Origin of the sequence: Streptomyces sp. NPDC014870 (genome assembly GCF_043081505.1) — a bacterium.
Lineage (GTDB): Bacteria > Actinomycetota > Actinomycetes > Streptomycetales > Streptomycetaceae > Streptomyces.
This window is the reverse complement of record NZ_JBIBWQ010000007.1, coordinates 118,043-136,450: the sequence shown is the minus strand read 5'-3', so window position 1 is coordinate 136,450 and position 18,408 is coordinate 118,043. Positions and strand designations below refer to the sequence as shown.

18 protein-coding genes are annotated in these 18,408 nt (G+C 71.2%); 17 read left to right on the top strand and 1 reads right to left on the bottom strand.

Annotation, left to right across the window (positions count from 1 at the left end; genetic code table 11):
- Positions 1 to 62 precede the first annotated feature (62 nt).
- From mltG to nusB, 11 genes are all read left to right on the top strand, one after another.
- Entirely contained in the window at positions 63 to 1,841 is a 1,779-nt protein-coding gene (mltG, locus tag ACF09C_RS20935; RefSeq protein ID WP_392093189.1) for an endolytic transglycosylase MltG, read from the top strand.
- Positions 1,841 to 2,668 (top strand): shikimate dehydrogenase, encoded by an 828-nt coding sequence (locus tag ACF09C_RS20930; RefSeq protein WP_392093188.1) that lies wholly within the window; start codon positions 1,841 to 1,843, stop codon positions 2,666 to 2,668. Before mltG ends, ACF09C_RS20930 begins: the two co-directional genes overlap by 1 nt.
- A complete protein-coding gene (locus ACF09C_RS20925; RefSeq protein WP_392093186.1) occupies positions 2,665 to 2,841 on the top strand; it encodes a hypothetical protein in 177 nt (58 codons plus the stop codon). The genes ACF09C_RS20930 and ACF09C_RS20925 overlap by 4 nt, the downstream gene beginning before the upstream one ends.
- 155 nt (positions 2,842 to 2,996) lie before the next feature.
- Positions 2,997 to 4,181, top strand: coding sequence for a chorismate synthase (gene aroC / locus ACF09C_RS20920; protein ID WP_392093184.1), 1,185 nt, complete (start codon positions 2,997 to 2,999; stop codon positions 4,179 to 4,181).
- Positions 4,178 to 4,696 (top strand): shikimate kinase, encoded by a 519-nt coding sequence (locus ACF09C_RS20915; RefSeq protein ID WP_392093182.1) that lies wholly within the window; start codon positions 4,178 to 4,180, stop codon positions 4,694 to 4,696. Before aroC ends, ACF09C_RS20915 begins: the two co-directional genes overlap by 4 nt.
- On the top strand, positions 4,693 to 5,787 hold the full coding sequence (gene aroB / locus ACF09C_RS20910) for a 3-dehydroquinate synthase (RefSeq protein ID WP_392093180.1): 1,095 nt from the start codon (positions 4,693 to 4,695) through the stop codon (positions 5,785 to 5,787). Before ACF09C_RS20915 ends, aroB begins: the two co-directional genes overlap by 4 nt.
- Positions 5,784 to 6,230, top strand: a complete 447-nt coding sequence (gene aroQ, locus ACF09C_RS20905; RefSeq protein WP_392093178.1) for a type II 3-dehydroquinate dehydratase — start codon at positions 5,784 to 5,786, stop codon at positions 6,228 to 6,230. Before aroB ends, aroQ begins: the two co-directional genes overlap by 4 nt.
- Before the next feature lie 121 nt (positions 6,231 to 6,351).
- On the top strand, positions 6,352 to 7,266 hold the full coding sequence (locus tag ACF09C_RS20900) for an AAA family ATPase (RefSeq protein WP_392093177.1): 915 nt from the start codon (positions 6,352 to 6,354) through the stop codon (positions 7,264 to 7,266).
- An 82-nt stretch (positions 7,267 to 7,348) separates the two neighbouring features.
- The gene (locus tag ACF09C_RS20895) at positions 7,349 to 8,455 is read left to right on the top strand and encodes an aminopeptidase P family protein (protein ID WP_392093175.1); all 1,107 of its coding nucleotides are present in this window, start codon (positions 7,349 to 7,351) and stop codon (positions 8,453 to 8,455) included.
- A gap of 49 nt (positions 8,456 to 8,504) precedes the next feature.
- On the top strand, positions 8,505 to 9,071 hold the full coding sequence (efp, locus tag ACF09C_RS20890; protein WP_392093173.1) for an elongation factor P: 567 nt from the start codon (positions 8,505 to 8,507) through the stop codon (positions 9,069 to 9,071).
- 2 nt (positions 9,072 to 9,073) lie between these two features.
- Complete coding sequence (gene nusB, locus ACF09C_RS20885) at positions 9,074 to 9,505, top strand: transcription antitermination factor NusB (RefSeq protein ID WP_392093171.1); 432 nt, start codon at positions 9,074 to 9,076, stop codon at positions 9,503 to 9,505.
- 166 nt (positions 9,506 to 9,671) lie between these two features.
- Here the strand turns inward: nusB and bldD are convergent, their stop codons facing one another.
- A complete protein-coding gene (bldD, locus tag ACF09C_RS20880) occupies positions 9,672 to 10,172 on the bottom strand; it encodes a transcriptional regulator BldD (protein ID WP_362371794.1) in 501 nt (166 codons plus the stop codon).
- A 254-nt stretch (positions 10,173 to 10,426) separates the two neighbouring features.
- Here bldD and pyrR point away from each other — a divergent pair, with 254 nt between their 5' ends.
- The 6 genes from pyrR to carB all read left to right on the top strand — a co-directional run bounded on the left by pyrR (position 10,427) and on the right by carB (position 18,378).
- Complete coding sequence (gene pyrR, locus ACF09C_RS20875; RefSeq protein ID WP_362428765.1) at positions 10,427 to 10,990, top strand: bifunctional pyr operon transcriptional regulator/uracil phosphoribosyltransferase PyrR; 564 nt, start codon at positions 10,427 to 10,429, stop codon at positions 10,988 to 10,990.
- Positions 10,991 to 11,102: 112 nt separating this feature from the next.
- Positions 11,103 to 12,086 carry an aspartate carbamoyltransferase catalytic subunit gene (locus tag ACF09C_RS20870; RefSeq protein ID WP_392093168.1) on the top strand — a complete coding sequence of 328 codons (984 nt, stop codon included), beginning with the start codon at positions 11,103 to 11,105 and terminating at the stop codon, positions 12,084 to 12,086.
- 2 nt (positions 12,087 to 12,088) lie between these two features.
- Positions 12,089 to 13,375 carry a dihydroorotase gene (locus ACF09C_RS20865; RefSeq protein ID WP_392093166.1) on the top strand — a complete coding sequence of 429 codons (1,287 nt, stop codon included), beginning with the start codon at positions 12,089 to 12,091 and terminating at the stop codon, positions 13,373 to 13,375.
- On the top strand, positions 13,372 to 13,938 hold the full coding sequence (locus ACF09C_RS20860; protein WP_392093165.1) for a hypothetical protein: 567 nt from the start codon (positions 13,372 to 13,374) through the stop codon (positions 13,936 to 13,938). Before ACF09C_RS20865 ends, ACF09C_RS20860 begins: the two co-directional genes overlap by 4 nt.
- Entirely contained in the window at positions 13,935 to 15,077 is a 1,143-nt protein-coding gene (carA, locus tag ACF09C_RS20855; RefSeq protein WP_362428753.1) for a glutamine-hydrolyzing carbamoyl-phosphate synthase small subunit, read from the top strand. The genes ACF09C_RS20860 and carA overlap by 4 nt, the downstream gene beginning before the upstream one ends.
- A complete protein-coding gene (gene carB, locus ACF09C_RS20850) occupies positions 15,070 to 18,378 on the top strand; it encodes a carbamoyl-phosphate synthase large subunit (RefSeq protein WP_392093163.1) in 3,309 nt (1,102 codons plus the stop codon). Before carA ends, carB begins: the two co-directional genes overlap by 8 nt.
- The last annotated feature ends 30 nt before the right edge of the window (positions 18,379 to 18,408 follow it).

The following is an 18,408-nucleotide window of genomic DNA, read 5'->3' as shown; positions in this document are numbered from 1 at the left end:
GAACAGCTGCCGCACAACGTAGAGGCGGATCGTCCGGAAGCCTCGCGGCTGGTTGGGGATCGATGACTGAGTATGGCCGGGGCTCCGGCTCCGAACCGTGGCATCCCACGGACCCGTTGTACGGGGACCAGGGATGGGGAGGTCAGGGTCAGCAGCAGTACCCGCACCAGGACCAGCAGTACGGCCACCAGGACCCGTACGGCCAGGCTCAGTACGGCCACCAGGACCAGTACGGCCAGGGCCAGTACACCCAGGAGCAGTACGCCCAGGGGCAGGCGCAGGGCTACGACCCCCAGTACCAGCAGCAGTACCAGCAGCACGCGCAGCAGCCGCAGCAGTACGTCGATCCGGCGGCGTACGGCGGCTACCAGCAGGGGCAGCCCGGACAGGGATACGACACGCCCGGGTACCCCGCACAGCAGTACGACCCCGGCTGGGAGACCGGCCAGGCGGCCATGCCGTACGGCACGCCCCCCGCGGATCCGTACGGCGGCCAGAACCCGGACCTCTACGGCACCCCCGAGGCGTACCCGCCGCCGCAGCCCCCGGGCCGGCGGCAGGTGCCGCCGCAGCCCGTGACCGACTGGGACGCGGAGCCCGAGGAGGAGGAGCGGCACCCCTTCTTCACGGGTGAGGACAGCGAGCCCGAGCGCCGGCGCTCCGAGGACGACTACGACGACGAGGACGAGGACGAGCCCGCAGGGCGCCGCTCCTCGCGCGGCGGCGGCGGTCGCGAGCGCCGGGGCGGCAAGAGCGGCAAGGCCCGGAAGGGCAAGAACGGTGTCGCCTGCCTGGTCGTCGCGCTCGTCCTCGTCGGCGGCGTGGGCGGCATCGGCTACTTCGGCTACCAGTTCTGGCAGGGCCAGTTCGGCGCGGCGCCCGACTTCGCGGGTGACGGAACCGGCGAGGTCCAGGTCGAGATCCCCAAGGGCGCCGGGGGCTACGAGATCGGCAACATCCTGAAGAAGGCGGGCGTCGTCAAGAGCGTCGACGCCTTCGTCTCGGCGACGGAGAAGAACCCCAAGGGCAACGCCATCCAGGCGGGTGCCTACACGCTCAGGACCGGGATGTCGGCGCAGAGCGCCGTCGCGATGATGCTGGACCCGCAGAGTCAGTCCGGGCTCGTCATCCCCGAGGGCAAGCGGAACGTCTGGGTCTACGAGGAGATCGACAAGAAGCTCGGCGTGGAGAAGGGCACCACGCAGGGCGTCGCCAAGGCCAAGGCGAACGACCTCGGCCTGCCGGACTGGGCCAAGAACCACAAGAACCTGAAGGACCCGCTGGAGGGCTTCCTCTACCCGGCGAAGTACCCGATGGTGAAGGGCAACAAGCCCGAGGACGTGCTGCGCAAGATGGTGGCGCGGGCGAACCAGGAGTACGCCAAGTACGAGCTGGAGGCCAAGGCGAAGGAACTCGGCGTCGAGAGTCCCTGGGAGCTGATCACGATCGCCAGCCTCGTCCAGGCGGAGGGCACGTCGCACGACGACTTCCGCAAGATGGCCGAGGTCGTCTACAACCGCCTCAAGACCAACAACCCGCAGACCTTCGGCAAGCTCGAGTTCGACTCGACGTACAACTACATCAAGAACCAGAGCAAGATCGACCTCACGCTGGAAGAGCTGCGGAAGTTCGACAACGTCTACAACACGTACTTCTACCGGGGCCTGCCGCCGGGGCCGATCGGCAACCCGGGCGCCGAGGCGCTCAAGGGTGTGGTCAGCCCGACCAAGGACGGCTGGTACTACTTCATCTCGCTGGACGGCAAGACGTCCAAGTTCACCAAGACCAACACCGAGCACCAGAAGCTGGTCGAAGAGTTCAACAAGTCGAGGAACAACTGATGCAGGCGCAGCGTCGTGCGGCCGTTCTCGGGTCGCCCATCGCCCACTCGCTCTCGCCCGTCCTGCACCGGGCGGCCTACGCCGCGCTCGGCCTCGACAGCTGGTCGTACGACCGGTTCGAGGTCGACGAGGCCGGGCTGCCCGCGTTCGTCACCGGGCTCGACGCGACCTGGGCCGGTCTGTCGCTGACCATGCCGCTGAAGCGGGCGATCATCCCGCTGCTCGACGAGATCAGTGACACGGCCGCCTCGGTCGAGGCCGTGAACACGGTCGTCCTCACCGACGACGGCCGCCGCACCGGCGACAACACCGACATCCCCGGCCTGATCGCGGCCCTGCGCGAGCGGGGCGTGGAGAAGGTCGACTCGGCGGCGGTCCTCGGCGCCGGTGCCACCGCCTCCTCGGCGCTCGCCGCGCTCGCGCGGATCTGCGCGGGCCCGGTCACCGCGTACGTACGGAGCGCGGCGCGGGCGGAGGAGATGCGGGGCTGGGGCGAGCGGCTCGGCGTGGACGTCCGTACCGCCGACTGGGCGGACGCGCACCGCGCCTTCGCCGCCCCCCTCGTCGTCTCCACCACCCCGGCCGGTGCCACCGACGCGCTCGCGGCGGAGGTCCCGGACGCCCCCGGCACGCTCTTCGACGTGCTCTACCACCCGTGGCCGACCCCGCTCGCCGCCGCCTGGTCCGCGCACGGCGGCCCGGTGCTCGGCGGACTCGACCTCCTCGTCCACCAGGCGGTCCTCCAGGTGGAACTGATGACGGGCGTCGCGGAAGCCCCGCTGGCCGCGATGCGCGACGCGGGCGAGCGGGCCCTGGCCGCCGCGTGAACGGTACGGAGAACCTGGCCGCCGACTGGGTGGGCCCGCTGCTCAAGCTGCTCGTGAACCTGCTGCCCGAGTGGGCGGAGACCACCGTCGTCACCCTCGCGGTCACCGGGCTCGCTGTGGTCGGCGGGCGTCGGCTGCTGCGCCTGGTCAGGGCCTCGCGGGCCGCGGACTGATGCCACAGCCCCGTCCGATCTGACATTCTCCGCGTCCGACAGCTGGACCGACGGCCAGGTTCGGCCCCCGGACGTGGGAGGATCGGTAGCGGCGGGCCAGGGCCGCGCACCCGGTCGCGCCGCAGCAGTTCCAGGCGCGAGCATGAGGAGCATCGTTGAGCAGGTTGCGTTGGCTGACCGCTGGGGAGTCCCACGGACCCGCGCTGGTCGCGACGCTGGAGGGTCTTCCCGCCGGCGTCCCGGTCACCACTGAGCTGGTGGCGGACCATCTTGCGCGGCGGCGCCTCGGCTATGGGCGTGGCGCGCGGATGAAGTTCGAGCAGGACGAGATCACCTTCCTCGGCGGGGTCCGGCACGGACTCTCGCTCGGCTCCCCGATCGCCGTGATGGTCGGCAACACGGAGTGGCCGAAGTGGGAGAAGGTCATGGCGGCCGACCCCGTCGACCCCTCCGAGCTCAAGGAGACCGGCCGCAACGCGCCGCTGACCCGGCCGCGTCCGGGCCACGCCGACCTGGCCGGCATGCAGAAGTACGGCTTCGACGAGGCCCGGCCGATCCTGGAGCGCGCCAGCGCCCGGGAGACCGCGGCCCGCGTCGCCCTCGGCGCCGTGGCCCGGTCCTTCCTCAAGGAGGCCGCGGGCATCGAGATCGTCTCGCACGTGGTCGAGCTGGCCGCGGCCAAGGCCCCGTACGGCGTCTACCCGACCCCCGCCGACGTCGAGAAGCTCGACGCCGACCCGGTCCGCTGCCTCGACGCGGACGCGTCGAAGGCGATGGTCGCCGAGATCGACCAGGCCCACAAGGACGGCGACACCCTGGGCGGTGTCGTCGAGGTCCTCGCCTACGGCGTGCCCGTGGGCCTCGGCTCGCACGTGCACTGGGACCGGCGGCTCGACGCGCGGCTCGCCGCCGCGCTCATGGGCATCCAGGCGATCAAGGGCGTCGAGGTCGGCGACGGCTTCGAGCTGGCCCGCGTACCCGGTTCGCAGGCCCACGACGAGATCGTGAACACCGAGGACGGCATCAAGCGCACCTCCGGCCGCTCCGGCGGTACGGAAGGCGGCCTGACCACCGGTGAGCTGCTGCGCGTCCGCGCCGCGATGAAGCCGATCGCGACCGTCCCGCGCGCGCTCGCCACCATCGACGTCGTGACGGGCGAGGCCGCCCAGGCCCACCACCAGCGCTCCGACGTCTGCGCCGTCCCAGCCGCCGGCATCGTCGCCGAGGCCATGGTCGCGCTCGTCCTCGCGGACGCCGTCGTCGAGAAGTTCGGCGGCGACAGCGTCCCGGAGACCCGCCGGAACGTCCGGTCGTACCTCGACAACCTCCAGATCCGGTGACCGGACCCCTGGTCGTCCTCGTCGGGCCGATGGGCTCCGGCAAGTCCACGGTGGGCGCGCTCCTGGCCGAGCTGCTCGGCGCGCCCTACCGGGACACCGACGCCGACATCGTCGCCGCCGAGGGCCGCGAGATCTCCGACATCTTCGTCGAGGACGGCGAGGAGCACTTCCGCGCCCTCGAACGGGACGCCGTGCGGACCGCCGTCGCCGAGCACGAGGGCGTCCTCGCGCTCGGCGGCGGCGCGATCCTGGACGCGGGCACCCGCGAACTGCTCAGCGCACTGCCCGTCGCCTATCTCTCGATGGACGTCGACGAGGCCGTCCGACGCGTCGGCCTCAACACCGCGCGGCCGCTGCTCGCCGTCAACCCGCGCCGCCAGTGGCGCGAGATGATGGAGGCGCGCCGCCATCTCTACACCGAAGTCGCCCGGGTGGTCGTGGCCACCGAGGGCCGCACGCCCGAAGAGGTCGCGGACGCGGTCCTCGACGCTCTGGAGTTGAAGAAGGACGTATGACGGACCAGGAAGTGACCCGAATCCAGGTAGGCGGTTCGGCGGGCACGGATCCGTACGAGGTACTGGTCGGGCGGCAGCTCCTCGGTGAGCTGCCCGCCCTGATCGGGACCAAGGCCAAGCGCGTCGCCGTGATCCACCCCGAGGCGCTCGCGGAGACCGGTGAGGCGCTCCGCGCGGACCTCGCCGACCAGGGCTTCGAGGCCGTCGCCATCCAGGTGCCGAACGCCGAGGAGGCGAAGACCGCCGAGGTCGCCGCGTACTGCTGGAAGGCGCTGGGACAGACCGGCTTCACCCGCACCGACGTCATCGTCGGGGTGGGCGGTGGCGCCACCACCGATCTGGCCGGTTTCGTCGCCGCGACCTGGCTGCGCGGTGTGCGCTGGATCGCCGTACCGACCACCGTCCTCGCCATGGTCGACGCGGCCGTCGGCGGCAAGACCGGGATCAACACCGCCGAGGGCAAGAACCTGGTCGGTGCCTTCCACCCGCCGGCCGGGGTGCTCTGCGACCTCGCGGCCCTGGACTCGCTGCCCGTGCACGACTACGTCAGCGGACTCGCGGAGATCATCAAGGCCGGCTTCATCGTCGACCCGGTGATCCTCGACCTCATCGAGGCCGACCCGCAGGCCGCCCGTACGCCGGCCGGTCCGCACACCGCCGAGCTGCTCGTGCGCTCGATCCGGGTCAAGGCCGAGGTGGTCTCCGGCGATCTGAAGGAGTCGGGCCGCCGGGAGATCCTGAACTACGGTCACACCCTGGCCCACGCCATCGAGAAGAACGAGCGCTACAAGTGGCGGCACGGCGCGGCCGTCTCCGTCGGCATGGTCTTCGCGGCCGAGCTCGGGCGGCTCGCGGGCCGGCTGGACGACGCCACCGCCGACCGGCACCGCACGGTCCTGGAGTCGGTCGGTCTGCCCCTCACCTACCGCGGCGACCAGTGGCCCAAGCTCCTGGAGACCATGAAGGTCGACAAGAAGTCCCGGGGCGACCTGCTCCGCTTCATCGTCCTGGACGGTCTCGGCAAGCCGACCGTCCTCGAAGGCCCCGACCCCGCCGTCCTCGTCGCCGCCTACGGCGAGGTGTCCGCGTGAGCGATCCGCGCCACGTCCTTGTCCTGAACGGCCCGAATCTCGGCCGTCTCGGCTCCCGCGAGCCGGACATCTACGGCGCCACCTCGTACAAGGGTCTGGTGGAGTCCTGCCAGACCCTCGGCGAGCAGCTCGGTTTCGACGTCGAGGTCCGCGAGACCAACGACGAGGGCGAGATGATCCGCTGGCTCCACGAGGCGGCGGACCGAACGATTCCGGTCGTGCTCAACCCCGGGGCGTTCACGCACTACTCGTACGGGATGCGCGACGCGGCCGCCCAGCGGACCGCGCCGCTGATCGAGGTGCACATCTCCAACCCGTACACCCGCGAGGAGTTCCGGCACACGTCTGTCGTCGCCGCCGTGGCGACCGGCACGGTCGCCGGCTTCGGCATCGGCTCCTACCGGCTCGCCCTGCGGGCCCTCGCCGAGGAAGTCACCGCCTGACGACATCCGGACACGGGTGCGGGCGCAGGCACCTTCCACCGCCCCCGGGCGTTCCCTTCGCGGGGGCCGGGGGCGGTAACGTACCCGGAAGTATCGGCCGTACGAGACGGAGTGGCACCGGATGCAGCACGAGATGGGGGCTCCGTTGCCGCCGCAGGACCCCTCGGCCTTGACGCCCGGCACCGGTCGACCCCCCATGCCCCCCGCGCCTCCCACGGCACAGGGCGGCCACCCCGCACCGCACCCGCACGCCCCGCAGCCCCCGCACGCCCCGCACCATCCCCAGCAGCCGCACCACGCCCCGCCGCCCCCCGGTGCGGCCGCCCCGTACTCCTCGCCGCCCGCCCCCGGCTGGGGCGCCCCCGGCATACCCGGGCACCCGGGACCGCCCGTGCCCCCACCGCACGAGGTCACCGGACATGTGCCGCTGCCGCCCGTCGCCCTCCCCGCTCCGCCGCAGGCCGAGCGAGGCACCGGCGCCGCGACGCTGGCCGTCCTGCTGATCGGCCCCGCAGGCGCGGGCAAGACGACCGTCGCTCGCCACTGGGCCGCCCGCCGCCGGGTGCCCACGGCGCACATCAGCCTCGACGACGTCCGCGAATGGGTCTGCTCCGGCTTCGCCGACCCCCAGTCGGGCTGGAACGAGCACTCCGAGGCGCAGTACCGGCTCGCCCGCCGCACCTGCGGCTTCGCCGCCCGCAACTTCCTGGCCAACGGCATCTCCTGCATCCTCGACGACGCCGTCTTCCCCGACCGCCCCGTCGTCGGCCTCGGCGGCTGGAAGCGCCATGTGGGCCCGGGACTGCTTCCGGTCGTTCTGCTGCCCGGCCTGGAGATCGTCCTGGAGCGGAACGCCGAACGGAGCGGGAACCGGCGCCTCTCGGACGAGGAGGTCGCCTCCATCCACGGCCGGATGGCCGGCTGGTACGGCTCAGGACTGCCGATCATCGACAACTCGACGTACGACGTCGAGACCACCGCCCGGGTCCTCGACGAGGTCCTGGCCCGTTCCCTGGCGAGCCCGCCCTCCTGGTGACGGCCCCCGCGAAGCGGTCGGCCGTGGCCCGGTCGGCCGCGCTGGGCGGGCCGGGACGCCCGGCCCCTCGTAGGCTCGGAACATGTCAGAGGTGTTTGCGGACCGCCGAGTGAGGCTGCGCGACCGCTGCGCGGCGGCCGGCAGCCAGGCGGCCCTGGTCTCCCGCCCCGCCAACGTCCGCTATCTCGCGGGCGGTTCGCCCGCAGGCGCCGTCCTGTTGCTCGGACCGGACGAGGACGTGCTGCTCTGCCCCACCGCACCCGGCGGGGATCCGGCCGACGGGCGCCTCGACGAGCAGCTCCGCCAGGCCGTGCTGCCCGTGGCGGGCGGCGACCCCGCGGTCGCGGCCGTCGACTTCGCCCGCAAGGCGGGTGCGGGCGGTCTCGCCGTCGAGGAGCACCACCTGACCGTGGCCCGGCACCGCGCGATGGGCTCCGTCGCGCCCCAGCTCCAGCTCGCCGATCTCGGCGGAGCCGTCGAGCAACTGAGGATCGTCAAGGACGAGGACGAGATCGCCTGTCTGCGCATCGCCGCCGAGATCGCCGACCAGGCGCTGGGGGAGCTTCTCGAATCGATCCTGGTGGGGCGGACCGAGCGGCACCTCGCGCTGGAGCTGGAGCGGCGCCTGGTCGACCACGGCGCGGACGGCGCCGCCTTCCCGACCTCCGTCGGCACCGGACCGAACTCCGGGCGCGGCGGCCACCGGCCCTCGGACCGCCGCGTCGAGGAGGGAGATTTCCTCTCCGTCTGCCTGGGCGCCAACTACCGGGGCTACCGTTGCGAGATCGGCCGTACGTTCGTCATCGGGACGACCCCCGCGGACTGGCAGATCGACCTGTACGACCTCGTCTTCGCCGCTCAGCGGGCCGGGCGGGAGTCGCTCGCCCCCGGCGCCGAGTACCGCGACGTCGACCGCGCGGCCCGCCAGATCATCGACGCGGCGGGCCACGCGGAGGCCGTTCCGCCGGTCACCGGGCACGGCGTGGGCCTCGAAATCGATGAGGACCCGCAGCTCGCACCCGCGGCCATGGGTAAACTGGACGCTTGTGTGCCGGTCACCGTCGAACCGGGGGTCCACCTCCCGGGCCGGGGCGGGGTCCGGATCGATGACACGCTCGTCGTGCGCCAGGAGGCGGACGGCGGACCCGAGCTACTCACCATTACGACCAAGGAGCTGCTCGCGCTGTAGGGCGCGCACGCCTCCCCGGTCCCACGTCAGTCCAGGAGATTCCGCAACCGTGGCTTCCACGAACGACCTCAAGAACGGCATGGTGCTCAAGCTCGAAGGCGGCCAGCTCTGGTCCGTCGTCGAGTTCCAGCACGTCAAGCCCGGCAAGGGCCCGGCCTTCGTGCGCACCAAGCTCAAGAACGTGCTGTCCGGCAAGGTCGTCGACAAGACCTTCAACGCGGGTGTGAAGGTCGAGACGGCCACCATCGACCGCCGCGACATGCAGTTCTCCTACATGGACGGCGACTACTTCGTCTTCATGGACATGGAGACCTACGACCAGCTCATGGTCGAGCGCAAGGCCGTCGGCGACGCCGCCAACTTCCTCATCGAGGGCTTCACCGCCTCCGTGGCCCAGCACGAGGGCGAGGTGCTCTACGTCGAGCTCCCGGCCGCCGTCACGCTGACGATCCAGCACACCGACCCGGGCGTCCAGGGCGACCGCTCCACCGGCGGCACCAAGCCGGCGACCCTGGAGACCGGCCACGAGATCCAGGTCCCGCTCTTCATCACCACCGGTGAGAAGATCAAGGTCGACACCCGCACGAGCGACTACCTCGGCCGGGTGAACGACTAACCGTGGCTGCCCGCAGCAACGCCCGTAAGCGCGCCTTCCAGATCCTCTTCGAGGCCGACCAGCGCGGTGCGTCCGTGCAGGAGGTCCTCGCGGACTGGGTCCGGCACGCACGGTCCGACGACCGTCAGCCGCCGGTCAACGAGTTCACCATGGTGCTGGTCGAGGGGTACGCGGACCACGCGAACCGGATCGACGAGCTCATCGCCACGTACGCGGTGGACTGGGACCTGGACCGGATGCCGGTCGCCGACCGGAACATCGTGCGCCTCGGTGCGTACGAACTGATCTGGCTGGACGAGACGCCGGACGCGGTGGCGATCGACGAGGCCGTGCAGCTCGCCAAGGAGTTCTCCACGGACGAGTCGCCGACCTTCGTCAACGGCCTGCTGGCCCGCTTCAAGGACCTGAAGCCGCGCCTGCGCCGGGACGCCTGAGCGGCCCGTAGACACGTCGAAGGGGCCCGTGACACATCAAGTGTCACGGGCCCCTTCGACGTGCGCGGAGAGGGCGGACGGCGGTCCGGAGCGGGACGAAAACCGCCGGGGCGGGGCGGTCCGAAGACCGTCCCGCCCCGGCGGCAACGTTTCTGCTCAGTTCTGCTCAGTTGTCCTCGTGGACGACCGCGCGCCGCGCGTCCGCGTCGAGGACGCCCCAGCTGATGAGCTGCTCGGTCAGCACCGAGGGCGACTGGTCGTAGATGACGGCGAGGGTGCGCAGGTCGTCCTGGCGGATCGACAGCACCTTGCCGTTGTAGTCGCCGCGCTGCGACTGGATCGTCGCCGCGTAGCGCTGCAGGGGGCCCGCCTTCTCCTGCGGGACGTGGGCGAGACGCTCCAGGTCGAGGACGAGCTTCGGCGGGGGCTCGGCGGCCCCGCCCGGGGTCGTGCCGGGCAGGAGCTCCTGCACCGGGACGCCGTAGAAGTCCGCCAGCTCGGCGAGGCGCTGCACCGTCACGGCGCGGTCACCACGCTCGTACGAGCCGACGACGACGGCCTTCCAGCGGCCCTGGGACTTCTCTTCCACTCCGTGGAGGGAAAGGCCCTGCTGGGTGCGGATGGCACGGAGCTTGGCCCCGAGCTGCTTTGCGTATTCGCTGGACATATAGCTCCCCGGACGCTGGACGCTGTAGACAACGTGCGGCTCCGCCGCGTGGCTGGTAACTCACTGTGAGGTTACGCAGCGTTACTCTTTCCCGTCAAGCCGAATGGTCCATACCGCCCCCTCTCGGGGGACGGCGCCCGGAGTGGCGCCGGGGTGGTGAGCAGGGCAGTCACCCGCCCCTGGTAGAGTCGATGGCGCAATTCCGACGTCCTTTAAGGTCCGTCCCGTGAGGCGGAGAAGGAGGTCCGTTTCATATGGACACACAGCAGCACTCCGATGCGGCACGCCCGGTTCTCGAGGGCCCCGACATCGCGCGGGTCCTGACCCGCATCGCCCACGAGATCGTCGAGCGCGCCAAGGGCGCCGACGACGTGGTGCTCCTCGGCATTCCGACGCGGGGCGTCTTCCTCGCCCGCCGGCTGGCCGACAAGCTCGCCGAGATCACCGGCCGCAAGATCCCGGTCGGCTCCCTCGACATCACCATGTACCGCGACGACCTGCGGATGAAGCCCGCCCGCGCGCTGGGCCGCACCGAGATCCCCGGTGACGGCGTCGACGGCCGCCTGGTCGTCCTGGTCGACGACGTGCTCTTCTCCGGCCGCACCATCCGCGCCGCGCTCGACGCGCTCGGCGACATCGGCCGCCCGCGCGCCGTGCAGCTCGCGGTCCTCGTCGACCGCGGCCACCGCGAGCTCCCGATCCGCGCCGACTACGTCGGCAAGAACCTGCCCACGTCGCTGCGCGAGACGGTCAAGGTCCAGCTCGCCGAGGAGGACGGTCGCGACACCGTGCTGCTCGGCAGCAAGACCACCGACTAGCCGGTCCGGCACCCCGACGGGTCCAGGGCACACCCCTGCGTGCCCGCACCCCGACGGGCCTCACGGGGACACCCCCGGGCCCCCACACCTCCCGACCACGGAGCACACCCCGATGATGCGTCACCTCATCTCGGCCGCCGACCTCACCCGCGACGACGCCGTCCTCATCCTCGACACAGCCGAGGAGATGGCCCGGGTCGCCGACCGGCCGATCAAGAAGCTGCCCACCCTGCGCGGCCGGACCGTCTGCAACCTCTTCTTCGAGGACTCCACCCGCACCCGGATCTCCTTCGAGGCCGCCGAGAAGCGCCTCTCCGCCGATGTGATCAACTTCGCGGCCAAGGGCTCCAGCGTCTCCAAGGGCGAGTCGCTCAAGGACACCGCGCAGACCCTGGAGGCGATGGGCGTCGACGCCGTCGTCATCCGCCACGGCGCCTCCGGCGCGCCGTACCGCCTCGCCACCTCCGGCTGGATCGACGCCCCCGTCATCAACGCGGGGGACGGCACCCACCAGCACCCCACGCAGGCCCTGCTGGACGCCTTCACGATGCGCCGCCGCCTCGTCGGCCGCGACGCCGGCCTCGGCCAGGACCTCGCGGGCAAGCGCATCACGCTCGTCGGAGACGTCCTGCACAGCCGGGTCGCCCGCTCCAACGTCGACCTGCTGCACACCCTCGGCGCCGAGGTCACCCTGGTGGCCCCGCCGACCCTGGTCCCCGTCGGCGTCGAGACCTGGCCCTGCGAGGTCAGCTACGACCTCGACAGCGTGCTTCCGAAGTCCGACGCGGTGATGATGCTGCGTGTGCAGCGCGAGCGGATGAACGCGGCCTTCTTCCCGACCGAGCGCGAATACTCGCGGCGGTACGGGCTCGACGGCGACCGGATGGCGAAGATGCCCGAGCACGCCATCGTGATGCACCCCGGCCCGATGGTCCGCGGCATGGAGATCACCGCCGAGGTCGCCGACTCCGACCGCTGCACGGTCGTCGAGCAGGTCGCCAACGGCGTCTCCGTCCGCATGGCCGTCCTCTACCTGCTGCTCGGCGGCTCCGAGCCCGCGGCCACCGCCACCACCCGTACCGAGGAGAGCAAGTAATCATGAGCAAGATCCTGATCCGCGGTGCCAAGGTGCTGGGCGGCGAGCCGCAGGACGTCCTGATCGAGGGCGAGACCATCGCCGCGGTCGGTACGGGCCTGTCGGCCGAGGACGCGACCGTGATCGAGGCCGAGGGCCAGATCCTGCTGCCCGGCCTGGTCGACCTCCACACCCACCTGCGCGAGCCCGGCCGCGAGGACTCCGAGACCGTCCTCACCGGCACCCGCGCCGCCGCCTCCGGCGGCTTCACCGCCGTCTTCGCCATGGCCAACACCTTCCCGGTCGCCGACACCGCCGGCGTGGTCGAGCAGGTCTACCGGCTCGGCAAGGAGTCCGGCTACTGCGACGTGCAGCCCATCGGCGCCGTCACGGTCGGCCTGGAGGGCAAGAAGCTCGCCGAGCTCGGCGCCATGCACGACTCCGCCGCCGGTGTCACGGTCTTCTCCGACGACGGCAAGTGCGTCGACGACGCCGTGATCATGCGCCGCGCCCTGGAGTACGTGAAGGCCTTCGGCGGCGTCGTCGCCCAGCACGCCCAGGAGCCCCGCCTCACCGAGGGCGCCCAGATGAACGAGGGCGTCGTCTCCGCCGAGCTGGGTCTCGGCGGCTGGCCCGCCGTCGCCGAGGAGTCGATCATCGCCCGCGACGTGCTGCTCGCCGAGCACGTCGGCTCCCGCGTCCACATCTGCCACCTCTCCACCGCCGGCTCCGTCGAGATCGTCCGCTGGGCCAAGTCCCGCGGCATCGACGTCACCGCCGAGGTCACGCCCCACCACCTGCTCCTGACCGACGAGATGGTGCGCTCGTACAACCCCGTCTACAAGGTCAACCCGCCGCTGCGCACCGAGCGTGACGTGATGGCGCTCCGCGAGGCCCTGGCCGACGGCACCATCGACATCGTCGCCACCGACCACGCCCCGCACCCGCACGAGGACAAGGACTGCGAGTGGGCCGCGGCCGCCATGGGCATGGTCGGCCTGGAGACCGCGCTCTCCGTCGTCCAGCAGACGATGGTCGAGACCGGGCTGCTCGACTGGGCCGGCGTCGCCGACCGGATGTCCGTCAAGCCGGCCGCCATCGGGCGGGCCGAGGGCCACGGCCGCCCCGTCTCGGCAGGTGAGCCCGCCAACCTGACCCTGGTCGATCCGGCATACCGTGGTCTCGTGGACCCCGCGGGCTTCGCCTCCCGCAGCCGCAACACTCCCTACGAGGGCCGCGAACTGCCGGGACGCATCACCCACACCTTCCTCCGGGGCCGCGCAACGCTCATCGACGGGAAGCTGGCGTGACACTCATCGAACTGGCCGCCGAGGCCGAGAAGAAGTCGGCGGAGGTGACCGACTGGGCCGGACGGATCGGCTGGGTCGTGGGCCTCCTGCTCTTCATCGCCTTCGTCTACTGGCTGATGCGCCAGGGATGGAAGTGGCGCGGCAGCCTCCAGTCGGACCTGCCCGAACTGCCGGGAATGCCCGAGGACGCCGGTGCGGCGACACTGTCCCTGAGCGGGCGGTACCACGGCTCGACCACGGCCGGGCAGTGGCTCGACCGGATCGTCGCCCACGGCCTCGGCACCCGGAGCCGCGTCGAGCTCTCGCTCACGGACGCGGGGATCGAGGTCGTACGCCCCGGGGCGAACGACTTCTTCATCCCGGCCGAGGCCCTGCGCGAGGCCCGGCTCGACAAGGGCATCGCGGGCAAGGTCCTCGCCGAGGGCGGGCTGCTGATCGTCACGTGGGCGCACGGCGAGAAGCTCCTCGACTCCGGCTTCCGGTCCGACCGGGCGGCGGAACACGCCGCCTGGGTCGAGGCCGTCAACAGCATGATCAAGACTACGGAAGGCACCGCACGATGACGACCTCCACCCGGGGAACCGGCAAAGTTCCCGCCGTACTCGTCCTGGAGGACGGCCGCATCTTCCGCGGCCGTGCCTACGGGGCCGTGGGGGAGACCTTCGGCGAGGCCGTGTTCTCCACCGGTATGACCGGCTACCAGGAGACCCTCACCGACCCGTCGTACCACCGCCAGGTCGTCGTGATGACCGCCCCGCACGTCGGCAACACCGGCGTCAACGACGAGGACCCCGAGTCCTCCCGCATCTGGGTCTCCGGCTACGTCGTGCGCGACCCCGCCCGCGTCTCCTCCAACTGGCGCGCCAAGCGCTCGCTGGACGAGGAGCTCGCCGCCCAGGGCGTCGTCGGCATCTCCGGCATCGACACCCGCGCCCTCACCCGCCACCTGCGCGAGAGCGGCGCCATGCGCGTCGGCATCTTCTCCGGCAACGCGCTGCCCGACGAGGGCACGATGCTCGCCGAGGTCCGCCAGGCCCCCGAGATGAAGGGCGCCGACCTCTCCGCCGAGGTCGCCACCAAGGAGACGTACGTCGTCCCCGCGATCGGCACCAAGAAGTTCACCGTCGCCGCCGTGGACCTCGGCATCAAGGGCATGACCCCGCACCGGATGGCCGAGCGCGGCATCGAGGTGCACGTGCTGCCCGCCACCGCCACCGTCGAGGACGTGTACGCGGTGAACCCGGACGGCGTGTTCTTCTCGAACGGCCCCGGCGACCCGGCCACCGCCGACCACCCGGTCTCCGTCATGCGGGCGGTCCTGGAGCGGAAGACGCCGCTCTTCGGCATCTGCTTCGGCAACCAGATCCTCGGCCGCGCCCTCGGCTTCGGCACCTACAAGCTGAAGTACGGCCACCGCGGCATCAACCAGCCCGTCCAGGACCGCACGACGGGCAAGGTCGAGGTCACCGCGCACAACCACGGTTTCGCCGTCGACGCGCCCCTCGACAAGGTCTCCGACACCCCCTACGGGCGTGCCGAGGTCTCCCACGTCTGCCTGAACGACAACGTCGTGGAAGGCCTCCAGCTGCTCGACCAGCCGGCCTTCTCCGTCCAGTACCACCCCGAGGCGGCCGCGGGCCCGCACGACGCCGCGTACCTCTTCGACCGCTTCGTATCCCTGATGGAGGCCGAGCGTGCCTAAGCGCACCGATATCCAGTCCGTCCTGGTCATCGGCTCCGGCCCGATCGTCATCGGCCAGGCCGCCGAGTTCGACTACTCCGGAACCCAGGCCTGCCGGATCCTCAAGGCCGAGGGCCTGCGCGTGATCCTGGTCAACTCCAACCCGGCCACGATCATGACCGACCCGGAGATCGCCGACGCCACGTACGTCGAGCCGATCACCCCCGAGTTCGTCGAGCGGATCATCGCCAAGGAGCGCCCCGACGCCCTCCTGCCCACCCTCGGCGGCCAGACCGCGCTCAACACCGCGATCTCCATGCACGAGCAGGGCGTCCTGGAGAAGTACGGCGTCGAGCTGATCGGCGCCAACGTGGAGGCCATCCACAAGGGCGAGGACCGCGATCTCTTCAAGGGCGTCGTCGAGGCCGTCAAGGCCAAGATCGGCTACGGCGAGTCCGCCCGGTCCGTGATCTGCCACTCCATGGACGACGTCATCGCCGGTGTCGACACGCTCGGCGGCTACCCCGTCGTCGTCCGCCCCTCCTTCACCATGGGCGGCGCCGGCTCCGGCTTCGCCCACGACGAGGAGGAGCTGCGCCGCATCGCGGGCCAGGGCCTCACGCTCTCCCCGACCACCGAGGTGCTCCTGGAGGAGTCCATCCTCGGCTGGAAGGAGTACGAGCTGGAGCTGATGCGCGACAAGGCCGACAACGTCGTGGTCGTCTGCTCCATCGAGAACTTCGACCCGATGGGCGTCCACACCGGTGACTCGATCACCGTCGCCCCGGCGATGACGCTCACCGACCGCGAGTACCAGCGGCTGCGCGACATCGGCATCGCGATCATCCGCGAGGTCGGCGTCGACACCGGCGGCTGCAACATCCAGTTCGCGGTCAACCCGGACGACGGCCGGATCATCGTCATCGAGATGAACCCGCGCGTCTCCCGCTCCTCCGCACTCGCCTCCAAGGCGACCGGCTTCCCGATCGCCAAGATCGCGGCGCGTCTCGCCGTCGGCTACACGCTGGACGAGATCCCGAACGACATCACGGAGAAGACCCCGGCGTCCTTCGAGCCCACCCTCGACTACGTCGTGGTCAAGGCCCCGCGCTTCGCCTTCGAGAAGTTCCCGCAGGCCGACTCCACCCTCACCACCACCATGAAGTCGGTCGGCGAGGCCATGGCCATCGGCCGCAACTTCACCGAGGCGCTCCAGAAGGCCCTCCGCTCGCTCGAGAAGAAGGGCTCGCAGTTCGCCTTCACCGGCGAGCCCGGTGACAAGGCCGAGCTGCTGCGCGAGGCGGTCCGCCCGACCGACGGCCGCATCAACACCGTCATGCAGGCCATCCGCGCGGGGGCCACCCCGGAGGAGGTCTTCGAGGCCACCAAGATCGACCCCTGGTTCGTCGACCAGCTCTTCCTCATCAAGGAGATCGCCGACGAGCTGGCCGCCGCCGAGAAGCTCGAGCCCGAGCTGCTCGCCGAGGCCAAGCGGCACGGCTTCTCCGACGCCCAGATCGCCGACATCCGCGGCCTGCGCGAGGACGTCGTCCGCGAGGTCCGGCACGCCCTCGGCGTCCGTCCGGTCTACAAGACGGTCGACACCTGCGCCGCCGAGTTCGCGGCCAAGACCCCGTACTTCTACTCCTCGTACGACGAGGAGAGCGAGGTCGCGCCGCGCACCAAGCCCGCCGTGATCATCCTGGGCTCCGGCCCGAACCGCATCGGCCAGGGCATCGAGTTCGACTACTCCTGCGTCCACGCCTCCTTCGCGCTCAGCGACGCCGGCTACGAGACCGTGATGGTCAACTGCAACCCGGAGACCGTCTCCACGGACTACGACACCTCCGACCGCCTGTACTTCGAGCCGCTCACGCTCGAGGACGTCCTGGAGATCGTCCACGCCGAGACCCTGGCGGGCCCCGTCGCCGGTGTCGTCGTCCAGCTCGGCGGCCAGACCCCGCTCGGCCTCTCCCAGGCGCTCAAGGACAACGGCGTGCCGGTCGTCGGCACCTCCCCGGAGGCCATCCACGCCGCCGAGGACCGCGGCGCCTTCGGCCAGGTCCTCGCCGAGGCGGGCCTCCCGGCCCCCAAGCACGGCACCGCGACCACCTTCGCCGGGGCCAAGGCCATCGCCGACGAGATCGGCTACCCCGTCCTCGTACGCCCCTCGTACGTGCTCGGCGGCCGCGGCATGGAGATCGTCTACGACGAGACCCGCCTGGAGTCGTACATCGCCGAGTCCACCGAGATCAGCCCCACCCGGCCGGTCCTGGTCGACCGCTTCCTCGACGACGCCATCGAGATCGACGTCGACGCGCTCTACGACGGCCACGAGCTCTACCTCGGCGGCGTCATGGAGCACATCGAGGAGGCCGGCATCCACTCCGGCGACTCGGCCTGCGCCCTGCCCCCGATCACCCTCGGCGGCCACGACATCAAGCGCCTGCGGGTCTCCACGGAGGCCATCGCCAAGGGCGTCGGCGTGCGCGGACTGATCAACATCCAGTTCGCCATGGCCGGCGACATCCTCTACGTCCTGGAGGCCAACCCGCGCGCCTCCCGCACCGTCCCCTTCACCTCGAAGGCGACCGCGGTGCCGCTCGCGAAGGCCGCCGCCCGCATCTCGCTCGGCGCCACCATCGCCGAGCTGCGCGAGGAGGGCCTGCTGCCGAAGACCGGCGACGGCGGCACCCTGCCGCTCGACGCGCCGATCTCCGTCAAGGAGGCCGTGATGCCGTGGACCCGCTTCCGCGACATCCACGGCCGCGGCGTGGACACCGTCCTCGGCCCGGAGATGCGCTCCACCGGCGAGGTCATGGGCATCGACTCCGTCTTCGGCACGGCGTACGCCAAGTCGCAGGCAGGCGCGTACGGACCGCTGCCCACCAAGGGCCGCGCGTTCATCTCCGTCGCCAACCGCGACAAGCGCTCGATGATCTTCCCGGCGCGCGAGCTGGTCGCCCACGGCTTCGAGCTGATGGCCACCTCCGGCACGGCCGAGGTCCTCAAGCGCAACGGCATCAACGCCACGATCGTGCGCAAGCAGTCCGAGGGCGAGGGCCCGAACGGCGAGAAGACGATCGTCCAGCTGATCCACGACGGCCAGGTCGACCTGATCGTCAACACCCCGTACGGCACCGGTGGCCGTCTCGACGGCTACGAGATCCGTACGGCGGCGGTGGCCCGCTCCGTCCCGTGCCTCACCACGGTCCAGGCGCTCGCCGCCGCCGTCCAGGGCATCGAGGCGCTCGGCCACGGCGACGTCGGCGTCCGCTCGCTCCAGGAACACGCGGAGCACCTGACCGCGGCCCGCGACTAGCAACCCACGAGGGGGACACCGGAAACGGTG

Bases quoted from the DNA above. Each gene is read 5' to 3' on its own strand.
- mltG (WP_392093189.1), top strand. From the start codon at position 63: ATGACTGAGTATGGCCGGGGCTCCGGCTCCGAACCGTGGCATCCCACG.
- ACF09C_RS20930 (WP_392093188.1), top strand. From the start codon at position 1,841: ATGCAGGCGCAGCGTCGTGCGGCCGTTCTCGGGTCGCCCATCGCCCAC.
- aroB (WP_392093180.1), top strand. From the start codon at position 4,693: ATGACGGACCAGGAAGTGACCCGAATCCAGGTAGGCGGTTCGGCGGGC.
- ACF09C_RS20900 (WP_392093177.1), top strand. From the start codon at position 6,352: ATGCAGCACGAGATGGGGGCTCCGTTGCCGCCGCAGGACCCCTCGGCC.
- ACF09C_RS20895 (WP_392093175.1), top strand. From the start codon at position 7,349: ATGTCAGAGGTGTTTGCGGACCGCCGAGTGAGGCTGCGCGACCGCTGC.
- bldD (WP_362371794.1), bottom strand. From the start codon at position 10,172: ATGTCCAGCGAATACGCAAAGCAGCTCGGGGCCAAGCTCCGTGCCATC.
- pyrR (WP_362428765.1), top strand. From the start codon at position 10,427: ATGGACACACAGCAGCACTCCGATGCGGCACGCCCGGTTCTCGAGGGC.
- ACF09C_RS20870 (WP_392093168.1), top strand. From the start codon at position 11,103: ATGATGCGTCACCTCATCTCGGCCGCCGACCTCACCCGCGACGACGCC.
- ACF09C_RS20865 (WP_392093166.1), top strand. From the start codon at position 12,089: ATGAGCAAGATCCTGATCCGCGGTGCCAAGGTGCTGGGCGGCGAGCCG.
- carA (WP_362428753.1), top strand. From the start codon at position 13,935: ATGACGACCTCCACCCGGGGAACCGGCAAAGTTCCCGCCGTACTCGTC.